Below are 23,506 nucleotides of genomic sequence, written 5' to 3'. Positions count from 1 at the left end.
TTAAAAGGAGAGAAGAGCATGACAGAGAAAAAAAGCTTTTATATTACGACGCCGATCTATTACCCAAGCGGTAAGCTGCATATCGGACACACGTATACGACGGTAGCAGCAGATGCAATGTCCCGTTACAAGCGACTGCGCGGCTATGATGTGCGCTTCCTGACAGGAACGGACGAGCATGGTCAGAAGATTGAGCAAAAAGCAGCGGAAGCGGGCCAGACGCCGATCCAGTTCATTGACGGTATCGTTGAAGGCATTCGCAGCCTATGGGATAAGCTCGATATCTCCTATGACGACTTTATCCGTACGACGGAAGAGCGTCACATCAAAGTGGTGCAGGAGATTTTTGAGCGTCTGCTTAAGCAGGGAGACATCTACAAAGGCGAATACGAAGGTTGGTACAGTATTCCGGACGAAACGTACTACACCGAATCGCAATTGGCTGACGTCGTGCGTGACGACAACAATAAAGTCGTCAGCGGCAAAAGCCCGGAAAGCGGTCACCCGGTCGAACTGGTTAAGGAAGAGTGTTATTTCTTCAGAATGAGCAATTACGCGGACCGCCTGCTCAAGTATTATGAAGACAACCCAGGCTTCATTCAGCCGGAGTCCCGCAAAAATGAAATGGTCAACAACTTCATCAAGCCGGGTCTGGAAGATCTGGCCGTATCGCGTACCACGTTCAAATGGGGCGTTCCGGTCAAAAGCGATCCGAAGCATGTCGTCTACGTGTGGATCGATGCGTTGTCGAACTACATCACTGCGCTCGGTTACGGCTCGAAAGATCCGTCGCTGTTCGAAAAATACTGGCCGGCTGACGTGCATTTGGTCGGTAAAGACATTCTGCGCTTCCATACGATCTACTGGCCGATCATGCTGATGGCGCTGGACCTGCCGCTGCCGAAGAAAGTATTCGGTCATGGATGGTTCCTGACTCGCGAGGGCAAAATGTCCAAGTCCAAAGGCAACGTGATCGATCCGGTCAAGCTGATTGACCGTTACGGCCTCGACGCGCTGCGTTACTACGTACTGCGCGAAGTGCCTTTCGGTTCGGACGGACAATTCACGCCCGAAAGCTTTGTGGAGCGCATCAACTCCGACTTGGCAAACGATTTGGGCAATCTGCTGAACCGTACGGTAGCGATGGTCGATAAATACGTAGGCGGCGAAGTGCCTGCTTATAACGGACAAGTTACGCCATTTGATGCTGCTTTGGAAGAAGCGGCAATAGCGGCGGTGGATAAAGTCGAGCAGGCGCTGGACGGCATGGAATTCTCCGTCGCTCTGACCGCCATCAGCCAATTCGTAAGCCGTACGAACAAATATATCGACGAGACGCAGCCGTGGGCGATTGCCAAAGACGAAAGCCGTAAAGGCGAACTGGAATCGGTGATGCTGCATCTGATCGAAAGCTTGCGCATCGCGTCCTTGCTGCTGCAACCGTTCCTGACTCGTGCGCCGAAGCTGATCTGGACCCAGCTCGGTATCGCAGGCGAAGAAGCAGCGGCATGGAGAGAATGGGACACGGCGAAAACATTCGGCGTGATTGCTCCGGGAACCAAACTGCAAAAAGGCGATCCGATCTTCCCGCGTCTCGACGTGGAAGTCGAAGTCGCGAATATTGTAGAGTCAATGAGCGGAGGCACTCCGGTCAAAGCAGAAGAAGCTTCGAAAGCCGAAGCGGCCGCTCCGATCGAAACGCCGGAACCGAAAGAAGAAATCGGCATCGACGACTTCGGTAAAGTGGAGCTGCGCGTCGCTCAAGTGATTGCCTGCGAACCGGTCAAAAAAGCCGATAAGCTGCTGAAACTGCAGCTGGATCTTGGCTTCGAACAACGTCAAGTCGTTTCGGGCATCGCGAAGTTCTATACGCCTGAAGAGCTGATCGGCCGCAAGGTGATCTGCGTAACCAACTTGAAGCCGGTCAAGCTGCGCGGGGAAGAATCCCGCGGCATGATCCTGGCAGCTTCGCACGGCGATCAACTGACGCTGGCGACCGTACCGGATTCGATGCCGAACGGCGCGATCGTCAAATAAGAACAGATTGCACCGGATTTCTCCTGCTGCGGAGAAGTCCGGTTTTTTGCTATTGAAACTAATCGTAAATGTACCGAAAAAGGTTGACAATGTTCAAGCGGAATCCTATAATCGGTAAGGTTACGATTAGGGCGTACTTGCTCGGAATCGGATTTTTTATATGAAACGGAGTGTATGCAAATATGCAGCGCAACAACAAATATGCAGGACGCTTGGCACTGGTCATAGCCTTGGCGGCATTGCTTGTATTGTCGGCGTGCGGTCGAAACTCGGCAGGAACCATTGTGGAAGGCAAGGTCAATGTAGTCACAACCTTTTATCCCATCTATGAATTTGCTTCCGCGATCGGAGGCGACGATGCGAACGTGATCAACCTGCTGCCGACCGGCGTAGAACCGCATGATTGGACGCCGCGCGGTCAGGACATCGTGAACACTTCGAAAGCTCAACTGTTTTTCTACAATGGAGCCGGGCTTGAAGGATGGGTGCCGGACTTTTTGAAGGGGCTGGATTCCGATTCCGAAGTCAAAGCCGTGGAGGTCAGCCAGGGCGTCGATCTGATTCTCACGACCGAAGACGACGGGCACAATCACGGAGCCGCGGAAGAAGATCATGATCATGAAGGCGAAGAACACTCGGAGGACGAACATGCCGAAGAGTCTGCCGATGCCAAACATACGGATCCCCATACTTGGGTAAGTCCGAAGTCGGCACTGATCATGGCAGGGAACATCCGCGACAGTCTCGTTGAAGCCGATCCGGATCATAAAGCAGGCTACGATGAGCGTTATGAAGCGTTGGCGGGCAAGCTGACTCAACTCGATACCGAGTTTGCGGAAAAGCTTTCTCCATTGACGAATAAAGAAATTGTGGTCTCCCATCAGGCATTCGGGTATTTGGCGCGTGATTACGGGTTGTCGCAGCATGCCATTATGGGTCTGTCGCCGGACGCCGAGCCGCGTGCGCAGGATATGCTGAATCTGGCGAAGCTGGTGAAGGAAGAAGGCATACGTTATATTTTCTTCGAAGAGCTGGTATCCGATAAATTGGCTAAAACATTGGCGGACGAAGCCGGCGTGGAGACGTTGGTCTTGAATCCGGTTGAGGGTTTGACGGAGCAGCAGGCCAAAGACGGCGATGATTACTTCAGTTTGATGCAAAAGAATTTGCAAAATCTGCTTCTCGCCTTACAATAGAAGAGACAAGCATGTTGACGCGTTCGATAGGGTCAATATATAAACGCGCGGTTCCGGCAATCTGTCGGGCCGCGCGTTTGAGTGGACGCAGATAAAAAAGGAGGGAATGCCATGTCCGCTTTTCCGACTGTGGATTGCCATCAGCCGATGATCGAGCTACGCGACGTGTCCTTTTCTTATAAAGACCAGCATGTCATGAAAGACTTGAACTTCAGCGTCAAAGAACGGGACTTCGTCGGTATCGTCGGTTCCAACGGGGCCGGCAAAACGACGTTGCTCAAAATGCTGGTGGGACTGATGCCGCCGACGAGCGGGGAAATCCGTTTGTTCGGCGAATCGATCCGCAGCTTCCGCGACTGGGAACGAATCGGATACGTGCCGCAGAAAAACGCGCTGAATATGCTGTTCCCGGCAACGGTACGCGAAGTGGTAACTTCGGGACTCTACACCAACAAAAGCTTGTTCCGTCGATTGACGAAAGAAGCCAAAACGAAGCTTGAGGATGCTCTGCAAGTCATGCGGATCGAGGACATCGCGGACAAACGCATCGGACGTCTGTCGGGCGGTCAGCAGCAGCGTGTTTTCTTGGCGCGCGCGATGATCAATCGACCGGATCTGCTTGTGCTCGACGAGCCGACGGTAGGGATCGATGCGGAGACGCAGGACGGCTTTTTCGAATTGATTCGGCACATGCACCAGCATCACAATATCACCTTCCTGATGGTGTCGCACGATATCGATCGCCTAGAAGATTATTTGGGCAAAGAACCGCGGCAGCAAAACGGGAAAATCAAGTTTTTCGTGCGTCATTCGCACGACGATCTGGATTGCGGAGAAACGAATCTACAGCATTCGATGCCGCTCGTCGGATCGGCGGAGCAAGGGTAAGGAGACGGTAATTTGGAAATTTTGTTCAGTGACTTTTTTCAACGCGCTTTACTCGGCGGTCTGCTGATCGGATTGACGGCACCGCTGATCGGCATGTTTCTCGTACTGCGCCGCTTGTCGATGATCGGGGATACGCTGGCGCACGTGACGATCGCCGGGGTGGCGCTCGGTTTTTTGATTAATGTTTATCCGCTCGTGGTGGGCTTGGTGTTTGCGGTCATTTCATCCTTCGCCATAGAAAAGCTGCGCCGTGCGTACAAAGGGTATGCCGAGCTGTCGATCGCGGTGATCATGTCGGGCGGCGTGGCCATGGCCTCGTTCCTCTTCACGCTCGGACAAGGCTACAACACCGACGTAACGAGTTATTTGTTCGGCAGTATTTATACGCTTGGCCGGACCGATCTGTATCTGGTAGGCGGCGTTACGGTGGTGGTCGTGGCCGTCGTGGTCTTCTTCTATAAGGAATTGTTCCTGCTTACGTTCGAAGAGGACGCGGCCGCGGTCAGCGGACTTCCGGTCAAGCTGCTGAATATGTTGATTACGGTGCTTGCGGCGCTCGTAATCAGTACGGCAATCAAGATTGTCGGTGCATTATTGGTGTCGGCGCTATTGACGATTCCGGTCGCTTGCAGTTTGTTTTTGGCTAAAAGCTTCCGCATGTCGATCATATTATCAGTGGCCGTAGCGGAGATTGCCGTAATCGCAGGCTTGATCGTTGCGGGTATTTGGAATTTTGCGCCGGGGGCTACGATTGTCCTTTTGCTTATTTTAATGCTGCTGCTGACGCTGGTGGCGCGAAGAGGGTATACCGTCTGACGGTATCCTCTTTTTTTATGACATGAACTTGCCAATAGGCTTCGAATAAAGGTATCATAGTAAGAGCCGTTTTTTGCTGGCATGATGAATACGCAAGGCTGACGCATCATGAAGACAGGTCTCGAAGCGGTTCGATTTTCGAAGCGTCGGGATCGGTGTTCATCGGCGTCATTATCGAGAGAGTCGCGAAAAGGCGGCCTCAAGTCAAGGAAAAGAGGGAAGCGGATGCCAACGCCCAGTATGGAAGATTATTTGGAGCGTATCTACCTGCTGATTGAGGAAAAGGGCTACGCCCGGGTATCGGATATCGCCGAAGGGTTGGAAGTTCATCCTTCTTCAGTCACCAAGATGATTCAGAAGCTCGATAAGGACGAGTACCTCGTGTATGAAAAATACCGCGGGTTGATTCTTACGAGCAAAGGCAAAAAGATCGGCAAAAGACTGGTGGACCGCCATCAGCTGTTGGAGGAATTTTTGCGTCTGATCGGAGTGGAGGAGAGCCATATCTACGCGGATGTGGAAGGCATTGAGCATCATCTGAGCTGGAATTCAATCACGCAAATCGAATCGCTGGTGGAATATTTCAACGGTGATCCGAAGCGTTTGGAAGAGCTTAGGTCAGTCCAGAACGATACAACGACCGAAAATTAGAAAAGGCGTCTGTGACCATTGGGCACAGATGCCTTTTTGTTTGCGATTTTGCTTGCGGAAAAGTTTTCTTGTGCATTGACCGCTACAATCGGCAAGCTGTTTGCGTATAACGATTAGGGCCTATTTGGAAAGGCGCGAAACGAAATCAACACGAAACGAGGGACTTGGAAAAATGAAATGGCGTCAAGGAATCATGGTGTTCCTGGCTGTGCTGCTGCTGTTACCGGCATGGGGCGGACTTGGAACAACGAAAGCGAAAGCGGCATCGGTTATTCAAATCATACTGGACGGACAACGGATTCAGGGCGATGCGGACCCTTATATCGTATCCAATACGACGCTTGTGCCGATGCGGCTTGTGAGTACAAGTCTTGGCGCTCAGATCGAGTGGTCGCAAAGCGATAAAGTCGTCAAAATCAATCAGGGCGGCACGCTGCTCTCGATCCCGCTCGGTTCGAAAACGGCCTATGTCAACGGCAATGCCGTGGAGCTGGAAGCTTCGGTCACGAGCCTGAACGGACGGATCATGGTTCCGCTGCGGTTTGTCGGTCAAGGATTGGGCCTTAACGTCAATTGGAGCCAAGCTACCCAGACCATTACGCTGACCACGCCGGACGGCCCGATCGGCGTTCCGACACCGGGAATACCGGATAATCAAGGCAATCTGACCGCGCTTCGAGGCGCATGGGTCGCGACCGTATCCAGTCTTGATTGGCCGTCTTCGAAAGACGCGACCAAACAGAAAGCGCAGTTCGCGTCCATGCTGGACCAGCTCCAGGAAACCGGCATCAACGCCGTATTCGTGCAGGTGCGTCCAAGCGCGGATGCGCTCTACCCGTCCACGCTTGTTCCCTGGTCGAACGTATTGACCGGAACGCAGGGCAAAAATCCGGGTTACGATCCGCTTGCTTTCATGATCGAAGAATCGCATAAGCGGGGCATGGAGTTCCATGCTTGGTTCAACCCGTTCCGCGCCAGCACGGGTTCTTCCACGGCAGGCCTGGCTTCCAACCATGTAGCCAAAGCCCACCCGGACTGGATCGTGAATTTCGACAGCAAATTGTACATCAACCCGGGAATCCCGGACGCTCGCCAATCCGTCATTGACGAAGTCATGGAAGTCGTTAATAAATACGACGTCGACGGCGTGCATCTGGACGATTATTTCTACCCGTACGGAGAATCGTCTTCGAAGAAATTCAATGACGACAACACCTACAAACAATACAACACGGCCGCTTTTTCCAACAAAGGGGATTGGCGCCGGGGAAACATCAATGACTTCGTGCAAAAGCTCGGGCAAAATATCCATGCAGCCAAACCTGCGGTCAGCTACGGCGTCAGCCCGTTCGGCGTGTGGCGCAATGCTTCCACCGATTCGCTCGGCTCCAACACGCGTGCAGGCGTAACCGCGTATGATACGACCTATGCCGATGCCCGTACCTGGATCAAAAAAGAATGGGTCGACTATATTGTTCCGCAAGTCTATTGGAGCAACGCCAACACGGCCGCCAATTACAAAACCGTAGTCGATTGGTGGGCCGGCGTCGCAGCCGGAACCGACGTGAAACTCTATATCGGCGAAGCCGCCTATAAAGTAGGCACGGCCGAAGCCGGTTGGAGCAGCGCAACCGAACTGACCGACCATCTGGCGTATACTCTCGGCCATCAAAACGTCGACGGAAACATCTTCTTCCGCGCCCAACATATCTTGTCCGGCAAAGTCCAAACGACTTTGGAACAATATTGGTCGAACTGATTGTAAATGTTGCACACAAAAAAGCCAGGCCGCGAAATTTCCGCGGCCCGGCTTTTTTTCGATCTTTACTACCCACAATAGAGCGGGATGCCTTTTGTTCCTCTTACCGCCAAATTACACACCAGCGGGGAGACGTTTCGAGGTGAGAGAGCATTTGTATTTCGGAAAAACTCCTTATTATGATCCAATCCATTTTTCCGAAAACAACGGCGGCCGAACCCGAAACGTCTCCCCGCCCGCGCCGCAGTATCTTACACTGATAACCTTGGCGCTATGTCTCTAGGCATCCCGCTCAATACCCACACTTAATGGAACTTCGGCACGTCCTCGTCATCCTTGCTTTTGCGTCCTTCAATCACCTGAAACGGATAGTTCTTCTTTTTCTTCGAATTTTTCGAAGGTGCAGGCGCTTTGCCGCCGCGAGGCGCGGACGGCTTGGACGAACCGGAAGAAGACATGCGCGCCATTTTTTCCTGCGTACGGGCCGAAGGCTTGATTTTAGGTCGCTTGCCGTCCGGCGTGCGATAACCGCCGGAACGACGAGCTTTTGGCAAGACGAAATAGAGAATGGCAACCACGGCAATGATCCCGATCGGAATCAGCCAAGTGATCGACGGATTCGTGATGAGTTGCAGGATACCTACCGCGGCGAGCGCCAGGATGATCCAACCTGCGATTCCCGGTCTTTTCATAAGACATCAACCCTCCAGAGGATCGAGTATGGCGTTCGGCGCCGAGGCGGGAACGCCTTGTTTTTGATAAACGGCATCCAGTTCGCGCATCCGGTTAAAGGAGGCGATCGACACTTCGACTTGTTCGTCGGTCGGTTCTTTGGTCGTGAGCAGTTGAAGCCACAGCCCCGGGTAACCCAGGTAACGCAGTACCGGCACATCGCGAAGCGCATTGGTGAACTTCAGGAACTCGAACGATACGCCCATTACGACAGGCAGGAGTAGCAGGCGCTGCACTACGCGTTCGAGCAGCGAATCCCAACTGAACAGCGAGTAAATCAGAATGCCGATAATGACGGTCAGCATGATAAAGCTGCTTCCGCAGCGATAATGCAGCCGCGTGTATTTCTGCACGTTTTTAGGCGTCAGTTCTTCGCCGGCTTCGAAGGCGGTGATGACTTTGTGCTCGGCCCCGTGATATTGGAACAGCCGTTTGACGAGCGGAGTCAACGAGATCAGATACAAGTACAGCAGCAGCAGCACGAGCTTGATGCCGCCTTCAGCCAGATTGTGATAGATCTGATGAGCGAACGAACCTTTGAACAAAAAGTCTTCGACAAACACCGGAACCAGCGTAAACACGATTTTGCCGACGATAAAGGAAATGATCGCCGCGGCGGTTACGCCGACGATAGCGCCGAGACTCAATTTGGCTTCGCCTTTTTTGTTTTTCGCTTTCAATTCTTCGCGTTCCTCGGGCGTCATCTCGTCGTCCGCATAGGCGTCGAACGAATAATTCAGGTGCTTGGAGCCTTTGATGCTGGAGTCGACCAGGCTCACCAGACCGCGCAGCAGCGGAACTTTGCGCAATGAGCGCACCCAGCTTTTTTCTTCGCGGGGCACTTCGAGGAAAGTGATCTCCCCGCTTTTGCGGCGCACCGCGGTGACGTTGACGTGCTTGCCGCCGAACATGACTCCTTCGATCACGGCTTGTCCGCCGTAGGCGACGGGAGCAGATTTTTCAGACAAAACCTTCACCTTCCTAAACGTTTTAAAAGACATTTCTTTTCATTGTATCGGATTTTACGGGCAAATACCAGCGAACGGGCGGCTTCCCGGCCTACGCTGCTTGCGCGTAAAAAGGCTTCTCAGAGGGGGCGGGCGTATGATAGAATGTACTGTGGTAATTTCGCTTGAAGCTCTGGAAAATACGAACTGATATAGGTTCACCGGGAAAGAGGAGAAAATATGCAGCAGCGTGTAAACAAATTGCGCGAAGCGATGGCTTTGCAAGGCGTTAGCGCAATGTTTGTGGCCAGTGACATTAACCGTCGTTACCTGACCGGATTTACCGGTTCCGCCGGATACGTGCTCATCACGGAAAACGAAAGCTATCTGCTGACCGACTTCCGTTATATGACGCAGGCGCCTGAGCAGGCCAAAGATTTCAAAGTGGTCGAGCATGCACCCAAGGTGATGGAAACGGTTAAGGGACTGCTTGGTTCTTCGGCGAAACTCGGTTTCGAGCAGGAACATGTCACATTTGCGACGTATCAAAGCTATAAGGAAGCGTTGGCGGGCGTCGAACTCGTGCCGGTGTCGGGCCTTGTGGAAGGCCTGCGCATCTTCAAGGACGAGGGCGAGCTTGCGATCATGCGCGAAGCGGCCGTTCTGGCGGACCGTACCTTCAGCCATATCCTGACGAAAATTCGTCCTGGCGTCACAGAGCGCGAGCTCGATTTGCAGATGGAAATGTTCATGCGCGAAAACGGGGCAACTTCGTCGTCGTTCGATACGATCGTCGCTTCCGGCGAACGTTCGGCACTGCCGCACGGCGTAGCAAGCTCTCGCGTTTTGCAAGGCAACGAATTCATTACCTTTGACTTCGGCGCTTTGCTCAACGGTTATTGCTCGGATGTCACGCGTACGGTTGTACTTGGCGAAGCAAGCGATCGTCATCGCGAAGTTTACGGTATCGTGCTTGAAGCCCAGCTCAATGCGCTCGACAAGATTCGTCCGGGAATGACCGGCCGCGAAGCGGACGCTCTGACCCGCGATATCATCTCGTCGTACGGCTACGGAGATCATTACGGGCACAGCACGGGGCACGGACTGGGCATGGAAGTGCACGAAAGTCCGCGTTTGTCCAAACTCAGCGATGATATCCTGAAGCCGGGCATGGTCGTGACCGTAGAACCGGGCATCTACATTCCGGGCTTCGGCGGCGTACGGATCGAAGACGATATCGTGATTACCGAGACGGGAATCGAGATTATCACGTCTTCGACCAAAGAGCTTACCCTTCTGCCGATGGCATAAGGCAATCTTAGAAGTTATTTCAGCAACGCAACCATTCCAAGGAGGGATCCTCTATGATCTCAGTCAACGATTTTAAAACAGGCCTTACCGTCGAAGTCGACGGCGATATCTTCACCGTTATCGAATTCCAACACGTAAAACCGGGTAAAGGTGCCGCGTTCGTGCGCTCCAAGCTCAAAAACCTGCGCAACGGCAACACCGTTGAGCGTACATTCCGCGCCGGCGAAACGATCGGCCGCGCGCAAATCGAAAACCGCGGCGTGCAGTATCTGTATGCAAGCGGTCAAGACCACACGTTCATGGACAACGAAACTTATGACCAATTCTCGCTGACCAGCGAGCAGCTGGAGTGGGAACTCAAATTCCTGCGCGAAAACATGAACGTGCACATCATCAGCTACAAAGGCGAAATCCTCGGGATTAACCTGCCGACAAGCGTTGAGCTGAAAGTCGTGGAAACAGAGCCGGGCATCAAAGGCAACACGGCGACCGGCGCATCCAAAAACGCGAAACTCGAAACGGGCCATAACGTTCAAGTTCCTTTGTTCATCAACGAAGGCGACGTGCTGCTGATCGATACGCGCGAAGGTAAATACGTTTCCCGTGCTTAGTTTTTTGATCATTTAGGCATGGAATTCAAAAGCTCTTCACACCGTCAGACGGGTGAAGAGCTTTTTTATACATACTTATGCAGAAAAGTGTAAACAATTTTCCGAAAAACAATGGAAGCCTGAGGCGTTTTCGTATTATACTCATTTAAAGCGATAAAATAGACCGGAGCCGTTTGCCTGACAAGCGAGCTTCGGAAACATGCGGGGGAGTGAACACGTTTTGTCATTATTCGTTATGAAATTCGGCGGCAGTTCCGTCGGCGACACCGAGCGGATGCAGCGGGTTGCGAAGCGAATCGCCGAGAAGAAAGAAGAAGGTCATCAATGCGTCGTTGTCGTATCGGCGATGGGAGACACCACGGATGATCTGATCGATTCGGCCAAGCGCTTGAGCGATCATTTGCCCGCGCGCGAAATGGATATGCTGATGACGACAGGGGAGCAGATTTCCATCTCGCTGCTGTCGATCGCAATCCAGGCCATCGGTCATGAAGCCGTATCTTTTACCGGATGGCAGGCGGGATTCGAGACCGAGGCCAATCATGGCAGCGCCAGAATCCTCAATATCCGTCCGGATCGTGTAATCAAAGCGTTGGACGCCGGTAAGATTGTCATTGTAGCCGGATTCCAGGGGATGAGCGAAGACGGTGAAATCACCACGCTCGGCCGCGGCGGTTCGGATACGACAGCGGTTGCGTTGGCTGCCGCGATCAAGGCCGATGCTTGCGAAATTTACACGGACGTGGACGGCATTTACTCGACCGATCCGCGAATCGTCAAATGCGCGCGCAAATTGCCGTCGATCTCGTATGACGAAATGCTGGAACTGGCTAATCTGGGCGCGGCGGTGCTGCATCCTCGCGCCGTTGAATACGCGAAGCATAACAGCGTACGCCTGATCGTTCGTTCGAGCTTTACCTATAATGAAGGAACCGTAGTGGAGGAGGAGTCAAGCATGGAACAGGGAGTGGTAGTAAGCGGGATCGCTTATGACAAAAACGTGGCGCGCATCAGCATTCTGGGCGTATCGGACGTGCCGGGCGTGCTGGCAGGCATATTCGGAGCTTTGGCTGCGGAGCGCGTCGACGTCGACATTATCGTACAAAGCGGATCGCAGGACGGCAAAGCCGATTTCTCGTTTACCGTAAACGGAGCCGAAGCCGAACGCGCATTGAGCGTCATCGAAAGCACTCGCGAACGCGTTTCTTACCGCGAGCTGACTTCCGAGACCGATCTGGTTAAGGTGTCTATCGTGGGCGCGGGAATGGTCAGCCATCCCGGCGTGGCCGCGGAAATGTTCCGCGTAATCTCCGACCAAGGCGTAAGCATCAAGATGGTCAGCACTTCGGAAATCAAAGTTTCTTGCGTCATCGAAGGCGAAAAAGTTAAAGATATTATTGCGGCTTTGCATACGGCCTACAACCTGGATACGCAGGAACAGGCATTTGTCGGAGGCCCGCAAGATCGCCGTTAAGCCAAGCGGGGCAAGGGATTAGGGGACTTGAAAAGGGCGGAAACCTCCTCCGGGAGACCGCTCTTTTTATTTTACGGTGTTGTGATATAATACATAACGTTAGTAAACGGCTTGCCGTGCATTTTACAAAAAGCTGGTTGAATACCCGCACAAGCCTGAAAATGTTAAGGAGCGTGCCTGAATGTTTAAAATAAGCGAAATTAAAGAACTCATTGAATTATTGGATCGTACGTCGGTTCAGGAATTGGAATTGGAAGAAGAAGGCGCGCGCGTCGTCATTCGCAAAGGATCGCGGATTGATGCTTCTGCTCTGCAAGCTCCTATGATGGTGCAGCAGCCTCAAGTGCAAGCCCTGCCCGCGCAAACTGCGGCAGCGGCGACGGTTCCTGCCCAAGCTTCGGCACCGGACGAGTCTTTACATAAAATCGTCTCCCCGATGGTCGGCACATTCTACTCTTCGCCGTCTCCGGATGCCGATGTTTATGTCAACGCGGGCAGCCGCGTCAACGAAAAATCGGTCGTCTGCATCATCGAAGCGATGAAGCTGATGAACGAGCTTCTGGCTGAAGTGAAAGGCGAAATCGTCGAAGTGCTCGTCGAGAACGGACAGTTGGTCGAATACGGACAGCCTCTGTTCCTGGTTCGAGCGGAATGAGCGACCCGGTAACGGAAGGAGGACGTATCGATTTGGAAACGACGAAATTCAATAAAATTCTGATCGCCAACCGCGGCGAAATCGCTGTGCGGATTATTCGTGCGTGCCGCGAGCTCGGCATTTCAACGGTGGCGGTCTATTCCGAAGCCGACCGCGACTCATTGCATGTCCGTCTGGCTGACGAAGCTTACTGTATCGGACCGACCGCTTCGAAAGACAGCTATCTGAACTTCACCAATCTGATGAGCGTCGCTACGCTTACCGAATGCGATGCCGTGCATCCGGGGTACGGATTTTTAGCCGAAAATGCGGATTTCGCGGAAATTTGCGAATCGTGCAATATCACCTTTATCGGACCTTCCCCGGAAGCCATTACGAAGATGGGAGACAAAGCGGTTGCCAAGTCGACGATGCAGGATGCGGGCGTGCCGGTTATTCCGGGTTCCGACGGTCTGGTCGAAGATTTGGAGCAGGCTGTAGAGCTTGCTCGCGGCATCGGCTATCCGGTCATTATTAAGGCCACGGCAGGCGGTGGCGGCAAAGGGATCCGCTTGGCCGAAGACGAGGATACGCTGCGCCAACAGATCGTGGCTGCCCAACAGGAAGCCGAGAAGGCATTCGGCAACGCGGGCGTTTATCTGGAGAAATTTTTGACAGGCATGAAGCACGTCGAGATTCAGATCATCGCGGACAAGCACGGCAATGCCGTTCACTTGGGCGAACGCGACTGCTCCGTACAGCGCCGCCGTCAGAAGCTGGTCGAGGAAGCGCCGTGTTCCGTGATATCCGAAGAAGTTCGCGAAGCCATGGGGCAAGCTGCGGTACGCGCCGCTCATGCCGTTAATTATTCGGGAGCGGGCACGCTTGAGTTCTTACTGGGCCCGGACGATAATTTCTACTTCATGGAAATGAATACGCGTATCCAGGTTGAACATCCGGTTACGGAGATGGTGACAAGCGTCGATCTGATTCAGGAAATGATTTCGGTTGCCGAAGGCAATCCGCTCTCCTTCACCCAAGCCGATGTGAAAATCAACGGTTGGTCGATCGAATGCCGGATTAATGCCGAAGATCCGGATCGCAACTTCATGCCGGCTCCGGGTAAGATCAGCTTCTACTTGCCGCCGGGCGGACCGGGAGTTCGCGTAGACAGTGCAGCTTATCAAGGATACAGCATTCCGCCCTTCTACGATTCGATGATCGCGAAATTGATTGTTTGGGCGCCTACTCGCCATGAAGCTATTGCGAAGATGAAACGGGCATTGGCGGAATTCGCGGTTGAAGGCATTGCGACAACGATTCCTTTCCACCAGCGTCTGTTGAACCACGAGACCTTCGTACGCGGCGATTTCGACATCAAATTCCTTGAAGAAAACGAAGTCTGAACGTGATAAACGCCGTTTGTCACATCGGGCGGCAAATGATATATTGAAGGAATAAATAATCCATAAGGTGGATGGTATCGAATATGAGCAGCTTACCTACAGAATTTGAACGCACGGAGATCGGCGAGATCCAGATCGCGCCGGAAGTGATCGAGGTGATCGCGGGCCTGGCTACAATCGAAGTGGAAGGCATTGCAGGCATGAGCGGCGGGTTTGCCGGCGGCATCGCCGAGCTGCTCGGACGCAAAAATCTGTCCAAGGGCGTAAAAGTCGAAGTCGGTCAGCGCGAAGCGGCGGTAGACGTATCCGTTATCGTGGAGTACGGTTCCCGTTTGCCTGAAGTAGCCGGAGCCGTTCAACGCAACGTGAAACGTTCGATCGAGATGATGACGGGACTTTCCGTGATCGAAGTCAATGTGCATGTGCATGATGTGCAGTTCAGAGCGAAAGCAGTCGAAGGACGGACCGAAGAACTCGATCTCGGCACTCCCCGGGTGAAATAACGATTTTTTCCAACCCCCGACCTGTAAAGTCGGGGTTTACTACCGTTTTGAGGGGGCTTGGCTGTAAGTGGCAAAAATTGTAGACCGTCTGCTGCTGTTCGTATACAGTGTCACGATTTTGGTTTTGAGCATCTTCGCAATCCTCCTGCTCAGCAGATCGGTTCAGGTTCCTGTCGATTTCCGGTTCGATCTGCCGACGCTGTCGATTCTGATTGCCGCGCTCGCCGTGCTGATTCTAATCAGTTTGAGGATGCTGTACGTCTCGCTTCGACGCGGTCGGGCGCACCTGCATTCCGTCGACCAACGCACGGATCTCGGCGAGATTCAAATCTCGGTCGAGACGATCGAAAATCTGTGCCTGAAAGCCGCTGCCCGCGTAAAAGGAGTCAAGGAACCGAGAACTCGGATCCGTATGACCGAACCGGGGCTTGACGTGCAAATTCGAACGGTCGTCGACGGCGAATATCCAATCCCTGCGCTGACGGACGAGATTCAGCGCGGAGTCAAGGAATTCGTTCAGGAAATCACGGGAATCCCCGTAGCCTCGGTTTCCGTTTACGTGGCTGGCGTGGTGCAGCCGCAGGCCTTCAAAAGCCGCGTGGAATAGAGGGAGGCGCCGATGAAATGGAATGAAATTTGGGTCGTATACGGCGGTCGAATAAGCTGGACCGCGTGCGGATTGTTTTTCGGCCTGCTTTATCTGGTAGTCGGCTTTTGGCATATGGTCGTCGTGGCCCTGTTGACGCTGATCGGTTATTGGATCGGGCGACGAAAAGATTTACGTTCCGGTCCGTTGCTTCCTTGGGGTGAAATCTGGGGAAAGCTGGCCGAACGCTGGCGGCCGTTTCGCTAAAAGAAGCAAAAAGATTATCTGAAAAACGCGAAGAATGGCATGAGCGCTGTTCTTCGCGACAGTAAGTTGAGCGAAAGCCTGTGAGACGTTTTTACGCCGGACTGATCGCTTGTCTTGAATTAAGACAAGCCTTAAGAAGAACTGCTTGCGTCCGTCTTCTAAGCAAGACAGGCGGCGTTTCTCGCCGGAACGCGATGACGGCACGGCCACACGGCCGTCCGGCTTGCTTTTCTCGGGAACACAGCGTTCGGATACCGGGAGAAGCGTTTCACAGGTTTTTGCATGTGCAAGATCAAAAGCAAATCTATTATTTGACAGATTACAGGAGGCACCCATGAAAAGACGATTGGGAAGAGAACTTGCGGTACAGAGCCTGTACCAGATGGAAATGAACGAAGTGGCGGCATTCGACGCCGTTTCGATGCTGATTGCGGAAGCCGGCAACGAAAACGAAGGCGAAGTCAAACTCGAAGACGCCGACCGCCTTGCCGAATACGTCCTGGCGCTGGTCAACGGCGTATGGACCAATAAAACAGCCCTCGACGATCTGCTCGGAGGCTATCTCAAAGGTTGGCAGATCAGCCGCCTATCCCGCGTAGACCGCCAAATCCTGCGCCTGGCCGCTTACGAAATGATCTTCGCCGAAGACGTTCCGGCCAAAGTAGCCGTCAACGAAGCGATCGAACTGTCCAAACACTTCGGCACCGAAGAATCCGGCAAATTCGTCAACGGCGTATTGGGCAAAATGATCCAAGACGCCGACGAGCTGAAAAACAAACTCAAGTAAGAAACAGAAAATAGTAAGTAAATAAATGGGCCCGGTCAATAACTCCAGCGATTAGCTTGAGCTGATTGACCAGGTGGTAATTCGCCTTCAAGCGAATTATGCTCTTCATGCACCCAAAAACCGCTTTTAGCTCGTCCCTGCACAACCGTAACTGGCGGAGGGGGAAGTTCAGTGTAGGTGAAGCATTTCGAAGAAATGCACTTCGGAAGCATACGCTGTTAGCGTTCGCCTTTGAACTCGGGAAAATTCCTTATAAAATCCAATCCATTTTCCCGAGTTCAATACGCGACCGAAACGAACTTCCCCCGCAGCCAAACACCCACGTAGACCCCATTTCAAAGGAGAGATAAAAATCATGACGACAGCCCAAATTATCAGCGGAAAACAAGTATCGGACGAAATTCGCCAGACCCTGAAACTCGAAGTTGAAGCCCTTGCAGCCCAGAACTGCGTACCTGGACTTGCCGTCGTGCTCGTCGGGGAAGACCCGGCCTCCCAGGTCTATGTGCGCAATAAAGCCAAAGCCTGCGAAGACCTTGGCTTTTATTCCGAAGTTCACCGCCTTGAAGCCGATACGCCGCAGGAAGAGCTGTTGGCACTCGTGCACAAGCTGAACGAACAAGCCAACATCAACGGCATTCTCGTGCAGCTTCCGCTTCCGGGCCACATTGAAGAAAAAGCGATCATCAACGCCGTTTCGCCGGAAAAAGACGTGGACGGTTTCCACCCTGTCAACGTGGGCAATCTGGTGATCGGCGACGACAGCCTGCTTCCATGTACGCCAGCTGGCGTTATCGAATTGATCAAACATACAGGCATCGAAATGTCCGGCAAACACGCTGTCGTTATCGGCCGCAGCAATATCGTCGGCAAACCGGTATCCCTGCTGCTGCAACGCGAAAACGCGACAGTTACCATGTGCCATTCGCGCACGGCCAACATGAAGGAACTGACGCGTCAGGCCGACATTCTGGTCGTAGCCGTAGGGCGTGCCAACTTCGTGGACGCTTCCTACGTCAAGCCGGGTGCTGTCGTCATCGACGTAGGCATCAACCGTCTGGACACCGGGAAATTGGCGGGCGACGTGGACTTTGAATCGGCAAGCGCCGTTTCCGGTCCAATCACGCCGGTACCGGGCGGAGTAGGTCCGATGACGATTACGATGCTCATGAAAAATACGCTGGTTGCCGCCAAACGCGCGCACGGCTTGTCTTAAGCGGAGCTTCCGGACATGGAGCAGCGCATACTGTCGATCCAGGAGCTGAACCGGTATATCCGCCAAAAGTTCGAAGCGGACCCGCTGCTGCCGGAAGTGTGGGTGCGCGGCGAGATTTCGAACTTTACGCATCATTCGAGCGGACATATGTATTTTACGTTAAAAGATACCGGCAGCCGGGTGCGGGCGATCATGTTTGCCTCGCACAATAAACGGCTGCCGTTTATTCCGCGCGAAGGAACGCGGGTCGTCGCGCTCGGTAGCGTTTCGGTATTCGAACGCGATGGTCAATACCAGCTTTACCTCACGGAGATGCAGCCCGACGGCGTCGGCAGTCTGTATCTGGCTTATGAGCAGTTGAAAAAAAAGCTGGAAAGCGAAGGGCTGTTCGACGAAGGCGGCAAACGGAAAATTCCGACGATGCCGCGCGCGATCGGCGTCATCACCTCGCCGACGGGGGCCGCCGTGCGGGATATTTTGACGACGCTGGGGCGCCGTTTTCCCGGCGTTCCGGTCATGCTGTATCCCGCGCTCGTGCAGGGAAAGGAAGCGGCCGCATCCATCGTGCGCGGGATTCGCATCCTGAACCGGTTGGGCGAAGCCGACGTCCTGATCGTGGGACGGGGCGGCGGATCGTTGGAAGAACTTTGGGCGTTCAACGAGGAGATTGTTGCCCGCGCCATTTATGATTCGGCAATCCCTGTTATTTCGGCCGTGGGACACGAGACCGACTTTACCATCTCCGATTTTGCCGCCGACCTTAGGGCCGCGACGCCTACGGCCGCCGCGGAGCTTGCCGTGCCGGATCGACGCGAGCTTCAGCAGCGCATTTCGCAATTGGAACAGCGTCTGCGGGGAGCTTTGCTTCGTCGGGCTTCGCAGGAACGCGAGCGTCTGGCGCGTTTGCAGCGTTCTGCCGTGCTTCGGCAGCCGGAACGAGCGCTTCAGCCGCATGCGCAGCGTCTCGACGGGCTGACGCGCCGTCTGACGTCGAGAACCGATGCAAAGCTTGCCGCGAGCCGGGATAAACATACGCGTCTGCACAGCCGTCTGGCGCGTTTCTATCCCGGTGCCCAGCTGCAGCTTGCCGCCCGTCAATTGGGAACGCTGGACGGACGACTGACTAGCGCCATAAATCTAGTAGTCAAAGACCGCCGCCAGCGCTTGCTGGGCAGTGTCCGCCAGCTGGACGCGTTAAGTCCGCTTAAGGTTATGGCACGGGGGTATGGGCTTGTTTATGACGAGAATGAAGAGAAGTTGATCAAATCCGCGCGCGAAGTGCGTGAAGGCGACCGGATCATTGTCCGGGTTAACGACGGAAGTCTGGACTGTCAGGTCATTCAAACGACGGAGGAGGGCAAAGTAAATGGACAATAACTCGGGCATGCAATCCCATGAAGATCGGGCGCAAGAACCGACGGAAGCTGCGGGATTGAATTTTGAGCAGGCCATGGACCAGCTTGAACGAATCGTGGGTGAGCTTGAACAAGGCGACGTGCCGTTGGAAAAAGCGATTGATTTATTTCAACGCGGCATGCAATTGTCGCAATTGTGCGGCCAAAAGCTGGAGCAGGTCGAACGCAAAATCGAAACGATCGTCGAAGAGGACGGACAGCTTCGGCGCCGAAACTTCGCGGGTGAAGCGGAAGGCAGGGACAACTTTTGAGCAACGCGTTTGAACTTGAACCGTATATGAAAAACGTCGCATCCGATCTGGAAGCTTATTTCGACCAAGCCTTTCCGACCGAATGGGATATGCCGCCGGCACTGCTGGAGTCGATGAAGTATTCGCTCGATGCCGGAGGCAAGCGCCTGCGTCCGTTATTGGTCGTGGCCGCTTGCGAAAGTCTCGGGGGAAATCGGGCTGCGGCGATCCGCGTGGCGGCTGCCGTCGAGATGGTACATACGTATTCGCTCGTCCATGACGATCTTCCGGCCATGGATGATGACGACCTGCGCCGCGGAAAGCCGACTAATCACAAGGTGTTCGGTGAAGCTATGGCGATTCTGGCCGGTGACGGCCTGCTGACGCATGCCTTTTACGTGATCGCTTCGCTCGCCAGAGAAAGTCTGCTTCCGGCGGATGCAGCGATTGCCATCGTGTCCGATCTGGCCGAATACGCAGGTCCTCGCGGCATGGTCGGCGGACAAGTGGCGGATATGGAAGGCGAACAAGGAACGACCGATTTTGCGAGACTGGAATACATTCATTTGCACAAGACGAGCGATCTGATCATGTTTTCGCTGCTTGCGGGCGGACGGACCGCCGGAGCTTCCGCGAAGCAGCTTGAAGCGCTCCGAACATTCGGACGAGGCGTCGGACTGGCTTTTCAGATTCAAGACGATATTCTCGATCTGGTCGGCGACGAAAGCAAGTTAGGCAAAAAGACGCAGAGCGACGTGAAGATGGAAAAAGTCACGTATCCGTATTTTCTCGGCATCGATAAGTCGCGCGAAGAAGTGCGCCGTTTGAGCGAAGAAGCCAAGTCTGCCGTATCGGGAGCCGGACTGGAGTCTGCCGAAATGCTGCTTGCAATCGCCGACTATCTGGTTGAACGAGATCGTTAATCGGCAACGAATTCGAGGCGGACCGGTTTCGCCGCTCGCTTGCTTGGGTATTGAACATCAGATGAATCGGCGACGAGTAAGCAGGGAATCGGAAGCCGAAAATTGGCTTTGTTTCCCCAAAAACGATATAATAACCGATACTACGGCAAATACCTGAACGCTTTATTGCGTAGGGTAGGGCCACATTCGAAAAAATCGTTCGCAACCGAAATTCAGGAAAATGAAGGAAAGCGGGGAATGACATATGCTCCTTCCACAAATCAATCAACCCGGCGATCTGAAAAAACTGCCGGCCGAACAGTTGGAACCTTTGGCTCAGGAGATCCGTCAGTTTTTAATCGAAAAGCTGTCGGCGACAGGAGGCCATTTGGCGTCCAATCTGGGCGTAGTCGAGCTGACGCTGGCTTTGCACTACTGCTACGATAGTCCCAAGGATAAATTTATTTTCGACGTGGGTCATCAAGCCTATGTCCACAAGATTTTGACGGGACGCCAGGAAAAATTCGATACGCTGCGTAAATACAAAGGCTTGTGCGGTTTTGTTAAACGTACAGAGAGCGAGCACGACGTCTGGGAAGCCGGCCACAGCAGCACTTCGTTGTCCGCGGCGATGGGCATGGCGATGGCGCGCGACCTGAAGGGCGAAGACAATAAGGTCGTCGCGATTATCGGAGACGGCGCTTTGACGGGCGGCATGGCGTTCGAAGCGCTTAACCATATCGGTCATGAAAAAAAGAATTTGCTTGTTGTGCTCAACGATAACGAGATGTCCATTGCTCCGAACGTCGGCGCAATGCACAATTATTTGAGCCGTGTTCGTTCGGATCGCCATTATCTTCGCGCGAAAGACGACGTCGAGTCGCTGATCAAAAAGATTCCGGCAATCGGCGGAAAGCTGGCTCGCACGGCGGAAAAAGTGAAAGATAGCCTCAAGTACATGATGGTGCCAGGCGTTCTTTTCGAAGAGTTGGGTTTCAAGTATATCGGTCCGGTCGACGGTCACGATTTGCCGAAGTTGATGGAGACGTTCCGCCAGTCGGACAATATCGACGGGCCCGTGCTTGTCCATGTCGTAACGACAAAGGGCAAAGGCTACAAGCCGGCAGAAGCCGATTCGCATAAATGGCACGGCATTTCGCCTTACAAGATCGAATCCGGCAAAACGCTTAAATCAGCCGGAAACCCGATGTATACCGAGGTATTCGGCAGTACGTTGATCGAATTGGCCGAACAGGACGAGCGAATCGTCGCGGTTACTCCGGCCATGCCGGGCGGCTCTGGACTGATGGCGTTTGCCGAACGTTTCCCCAAACGCATGATTGACGTCGGCATTGCCGAGCAGCATGCCGCAACGTTATGCGCCGCGATGGCGATGGAAGGGATGAAGCCGGTCTTCGCCGTCTATTCCACCTTCATGCAGCGCGCCTATGATCAGATCGTGCATGATATTTGCCGCCATAACGCGAATGTCATTTTTGCGATTGACCGTGCAGGCTTTGTCGGCGCGGACGGCGAAACGCATCAAGGCGTGTACGATATCGCGTTCCTGCGACATATCCCGAATATGGTGCTGATGATGCCCAAAGACGAGAACGAATTGCGTCACATGATGAAAACTTCGTTGGATTACGACAAAGGACCGATCGGGTTCCGTTACCCGCGGGTTAACGGTCTGGGCGTTCCGTTTGATACGGAACTCAAAAATATACCGATCGGCAGCTGGGAGACGGTTCGCGAAGGTGAAAATTGCGCGATTTTGGCCGTGGGTCCGATGGTTCAGACTGCTCTTGCAGCCGCAGAACTGCTTAAGTCTTCCGGTATTCAGGCCAGCGTCGTAAATGCGCGTTTCCTGAAGCCGCTCGATGAGAATATGCTGACCGATCTTGCGGATCGCGGCGTTAAGCTTCTCGTGATGGAGGAGGCTTCGCAAGCAGGCGGTCTGGGCGGTGCCGTCCTTGAATTTTATGCGTCGAAAGGGATCGCGCATGCGGAAGTCCGGATTTTGGGCGTTCCGGACTGCTTTATCGAGCATGGAAGCATCAAGGAGCAGCAGCAGGAATCCGGCTTGACGGCTGAAAATGCCGCGGACCTCGTTCGCGAAGCCGTGACAGGAAGCCGTCTGGCACTGAAAGCGGGCTTGCCTTCATAATATTACGCAGGCAAACCCCGCATTTTACACAGAAAGAGAGCCTGATTATGGCCGAGCCAAAAGAAAAAGTATCCAAAGAAAGAATCGACGTCCTGCTTGTCGAGCAGGCGTATTATGCAAGTCGGGAAAAAGCCAAGGCGGCCATCATGGCCGGCCTTGTTTTTGCGGATAACGAACGGATCGAAAAGCCGGGAATGAAAGTATCCCGTGATGCAGCCTTGCACGTCAAAGGTGCCATACATCCTTATGTCAGTCGCGGCGGACTGAAATTGGAGAAGGCGATCAAAACGTTCGATATCCGGATGTCGGAGCGGGTGATGTTGGATATCGGCTCCTCGACCGGCGGATTTACCGACTGTGCTTTGCAGAACGGCGCGTCTTACGTGTATGCGATCGACGTCGGTTATAACCAGCTTGACTGGTCGCTGCGCAACGATGAGCGGGTATGCGTGATGGAGCGTACCAATTTCCGCTATATGACGCCTGAGGAATTAACGGGTGCGCAGCCGGATTTTGCGAGTATCGATGTCTCGTTTATTTCCTTGCGCCTCATTCTTCCGCCTTTGGTGCAGTTGTTGCGACGTCCGGCCGAAGTGGCTGCACTGATTAAGCCGCAGTTCGAAGCGGGTCGCGATAAGGTAGGCAAATCAGGGGTAGTGCGTGATCGAAAGGTACACGAGGATGTATTGAACGAAGTGCTGAGCTTCGCCAATGCGCTCGGGTTCGAAATCGGAGGCTTGACCTTCTCGCCGATCACGGGAGGAGAAGGCAATGTTGAATTTCTCGCGTATCTGAAGCTCCCGGAAGGAGAAACGCAGCCGCTTGGCGAAGATGTTATTCGTGAGCTGGCCTCGAATACCGCGGCGGAAGCCGCTCGAAATTTCCAAAGAAACTCATCCGCCGAACGGTGAGTTTCTTTGTGCTGGACGCGTTTATGAATTAGGATGGCGAATTTACTTATCGCCGAT

Annotated in this window: 23 protein-coding genes; 21 read left to right on the top strand and 2 right to left on the bottom strand. The window is 53.6% G+C overall.

Features of this window, described 5'->3' with window-relative positions; all coding sequences use genetic code 11:
• Positions 1-18 precede the first annotated feature (18 nt).
• The 6 genes from metG (at position 19) to HRQ63_RS05360 (ending at position 7,347) form a co-directional block, all read left to right on the top strand.
• Positions 19-2,037, top strand: coding sequence for a methionine--tRNA ligase (metG, locus tag HRQ63_RS05385; protein WP_172240167.1), 2,019 nt, complete (start codon positions 19-21; stop codon positions 2,035-2,037).
• Positions 2,038-2,219: 182 nt separating this feature from the next.
• Positions 2,220-3,233, top strand: coding sequence for a metal ABC transporter solute-binding protein, Zn/Mn family (locus tag HRQ63_RS05380; protein ID WP_172240164.1), 1,014 nt, complete (start codon positions 2,220-2,222; stop codon positions 3,231-3,233).
• Positions 3,234-3,344: 111 nt separating this feature from the next.
• A complete protein-coding gene (locus HRQ63_RS05375) occupies positions 3,345-4,121 on the top strand; it encodes a metal ABC transporter ATP-binding protein (protein ID WP_172240161.1) in 777 nt (258 codons plus the stop codon).
• 12 nt (positions 4,122-4,133) lie between these two features.
• On the top strand, positions 4,134-4,937 hold the full coding sequence (locus HRQ63_RS05370; RefSeq protein ID WP_172240158.1) for a metal ABC transporter permease: 804 nt from the start codon (positions 4,134-4,136) through the stop codon (positions 4,935-4,937).
• A 225-nt stretch (positions 4,938-5,162) separates the two neighbouring features.
• Positions 5,163-5,588, top strand: coding sequence for a transcriptional regulator MntR (mntR, locus tag HRQ63_RS05365; protein ID WP_172240155.1), 426 nt, complete (start codon positions 5,163-5,165; stop codon positions 5,586-5,588).
• A 172-nt stretch (positions 5,589-5,760) separates the two neighbouring features.
• Positions 5,761-7,347 (top strand): family 10 glycosylhydrolase, encoded by a 1,587-nt coding sequence (locus tag HRQ63_RS05360; protein WP_172240152.1) that lies wholly within the window; start codon positions 5,761-5,763, stop codon positions 7,345-7,347.
• A 305-nt stretch (positions 7,348-7,652) separates the two neighbouring features.
• Here the strand turns inward: HRQ63_RS05360 and HRQ63_RS05355 are convergent, their stop codons facing one another.
• Both HRQ63_RS05355 and HRQ63_RS05350 read right to left on the bottom strand, forming a co-directional pair.
• Complete coding sequence (locus tag HRQ63_RS05355; RefSeq protein ID WP_172240149.1) at positions 7,653-8,039, bottom strand: DUF2207 domain-containing protein; 387 nt, start codon at positions 8,037-8,039, stop codon at positions 7,653-7,655.
• A 6-nt stretch (positions 8,040-8,045) separates the two neighbouring features.
• The gene (locus tag HRQ63_RS05350) at positions 8,046-9,047 is read right to left on the bottom strand and encodes a DUF1385 domain-containing protein (protein WP_172240146.1); all 1,002 of its coding nucleotides are present in this window, start codon (positions 9,045-9,047) and stop codon (positions 8,046-8,048) included.
• A 219-nt stretch (positions 9,048-9,266) separates the two neighbouring features.
• Between HRQ63_RS05350 and HRQ63_RS05345 the strand changes: the two genes are divergently transcribed.
• The 15 genes from HRQ63_RS05345 to HRQ63_RS05275 all read left to right on the top strand — a co-directional run bounded on the left by HRQ63_RS05345 (position 9,267) and on the right by HRQ63_RS05275 (position 23,449).
• A complete protein-coding gene (locus HRQ63_RS05345; protein WP_172240143.1) occupies positions 9,267-10,337 on the top strand; it encodes a M24 family metallopeptidase in 1,071 nt (356 codons plus the stop codon).
• A gap of 53 nt (positions 10,338-10,390) precedes the next feature.
• Positions 10,391-10,948 (top strand): elongation factor P, encoded by a 558-nt coding sequence (efp, locus tag HRQ63_RS05340; protein ID WP_172240140.1) that lies wholly within the window; start codon positions 10,391-10,393, stop codon positions 10,946-10,948.
• A gap of 220 nt (positions 10,949-11,168) precedes the next feature.
• The gene (locus tag HRQ63_RS05335) at positions 11,169-12,422 is read left to right on the top strand and encodes an aspartate kinase (protein ID WP_172240137.1); all 1,254 of its coding nucleotides are present in this window, start codon (positions 11,169-11,171) and stop codon (positions 12,420-12,422) included.
• Positions 12,423-12,603: 181 nt separating this feature from the next.
• The gene (gene accB, locus HRQ63_RS05330) at positions 12,604-13,077 is read left to right on the top strand and encodes an acetyl-CoA carboxylase biotin carboxyl carrier protein (protein WP_172240134.1); all 474 of its coding nucleotides are present in this window, start codon (positions 12,604-12,606) and stop codon (positions 13,075-13,077) included.
• The gene (gene accC / locus HRQ63_RS05325) at positions 13,074-14,462 is read left to right on the top strand and encodes an acetyl-CoA carboxylase biotin carboxylase subunit (RefSeq protein ID WP_172240131.1); all 1,389 of its coding nucleotides are present in this window, start codon (positions 13,074-13,076) and stop codon (positions 14,460-14,462) included. Before accB ends, accC begins: the two co-directional genes overlap by 4 nt.
• Before the next feature lie 83 nt (positions 14,463-14,545).
• The gene (locus HRQ63_RS05320; RefSeq protein ID WP_037293297.1) at positions 14,546-14,965 is read left to right on the top strand and encodes an Asp23/Gls24 family envelope stress response protein; all 420 of its coding nucleotides are present in this window, start codon (positions 14,546-14,548) and stop codon (positions 14,963-14,965) included.
• 67 nt (positions 14,966-15,032) lie between these two features.
• A complete protein-coding gene (gene amaP / locus HRQ63_RS05315; protein ID WP_172240128.1) occupies positions 15,033-15,572 on the top strand; it encodes an alkaline shock response membrane anchor protein AmaP in 540 nt (179 codons plus the stop codon).
• Positions 15,573-15,584: 12 nt separating this feature from the next.
• Positions 15,585-15,818 carry a DUF2273 domain-containing protein gene (locus tag HRQ63_RS05310; RefSeq protein WP_172240125.1) on the top strand — a complete coding sequence of 78 codons (234 nt, stop codon included), beginning with the start codon at positions 15,585-15,587 and terminating at the stop codon, positions 15,816-15,818.
• Positions 15,819-16,152: 334 nt separating this feature from the next.
• Positions 16,153-16,605 carry a transcription antitermination factor NusB gene (gene nusB / locus HRQ63_RS05305; protein WP_172240122.1) on the top strand — a complete coding sequence of 151 codons (453 nt, stop codon included), beginning with the start codon at positions 16,153-16,155 and terminating at the stop codon, positions 16,603-16,605.
• 355 nt (positions 16,606-16,960) lie between these two features.
• Positions 16,961-17,821, top strand: coding sequence for a bifunctional methylenetetrahydrofolate dehydrogenase/methenyltetrahydrofolate cyclohydrolase FolD (gene folD, locus HRQ63_RS05300; protein ID WP_172240119.1), 861 nt, complete (start codon positions 16,961-16,963; stop codon positions 17,819-17,821).
• 15 nt (positions 17,822-17,836) lie between these two features.
• On the top strand, positions 17,837-19,198 hold the full coding sequence (gene xseA / locus HRQ63_RS05295) for an exodeoxyribonuclease VII large subunit (protein WP_172240116.1): 1,362 nt from the start codon (positions 17,837-17,839) through the stop codon (positions 19,196-19,198).
• Between the two features lie 7 nt (positions 19,199-19,205).
• Positions 19,206-19,487, top strand: coding sequence for an exodeoxyribonuclease VII small subunit (xseB, locus tag HRQ63_RS05290; protein WP_229714105.1), 282 nt, complete (start codon positions 19,206-19,208; stop codon positions 19,485-19,487).
• Positions 19,484-20,389: a polyprenyl synthetase family protein gene (locus HRQ63_RS05285; protein WP_371873180.1), complete on the top strand. Its 906-nt coding sequence runs from the start codon at positions 19,484-19,486 to the stop codon at positions 20,387-20,389. The genes xseB and HRQ63_RS05285 overlap by 4 nt, the downstream gene beginning before the upstream one ends.
• A gap of 244 nt (positions 20,390-20,633) precedes the next feature.
• Positions 20,634-22,538, top strand: a complete 1,905-nt coding sequence (dxs, locus tag HRQ63_RS05280; RefSeq protein WP_172240110.1) for a 1-deoxy-D-xylulose-5-phosphate synthase — start codon at positions 20,634-20,636, stop codon at positions 22,536-22,538.
• A gap of 47 nt (positions 22,539-22,585) precedes the next feature.
• A complete protein-coding gene (locus HRQ63_RS05275; protein ID WP_172240107.1) occupies positions 22,586-23,449 on the top strand; it encodes a TlyA family RNA methyltransferase in 864 nt (287 codons plus the stop codon).
• Positions 23,450-23,506 lie beyond the last annotated feature (57 nt).

Origin of the sequence: Saccharibacillus endophyticus, assembly GCF_013185185.1 — a bacterium.
In the GTDB taxonomy this organism is placed as follows: domain Bacteria; phylum Bacillota; class Bacilli; order Paenibacillales; family Paenibacillaceae; genus Saccharibacillus; species Saccharibacillus endophyticus.
Note: the sequence above shows the minus strand (reverse complement) of the source record. Positions and strands in the feature narration are given on the sequence as shown.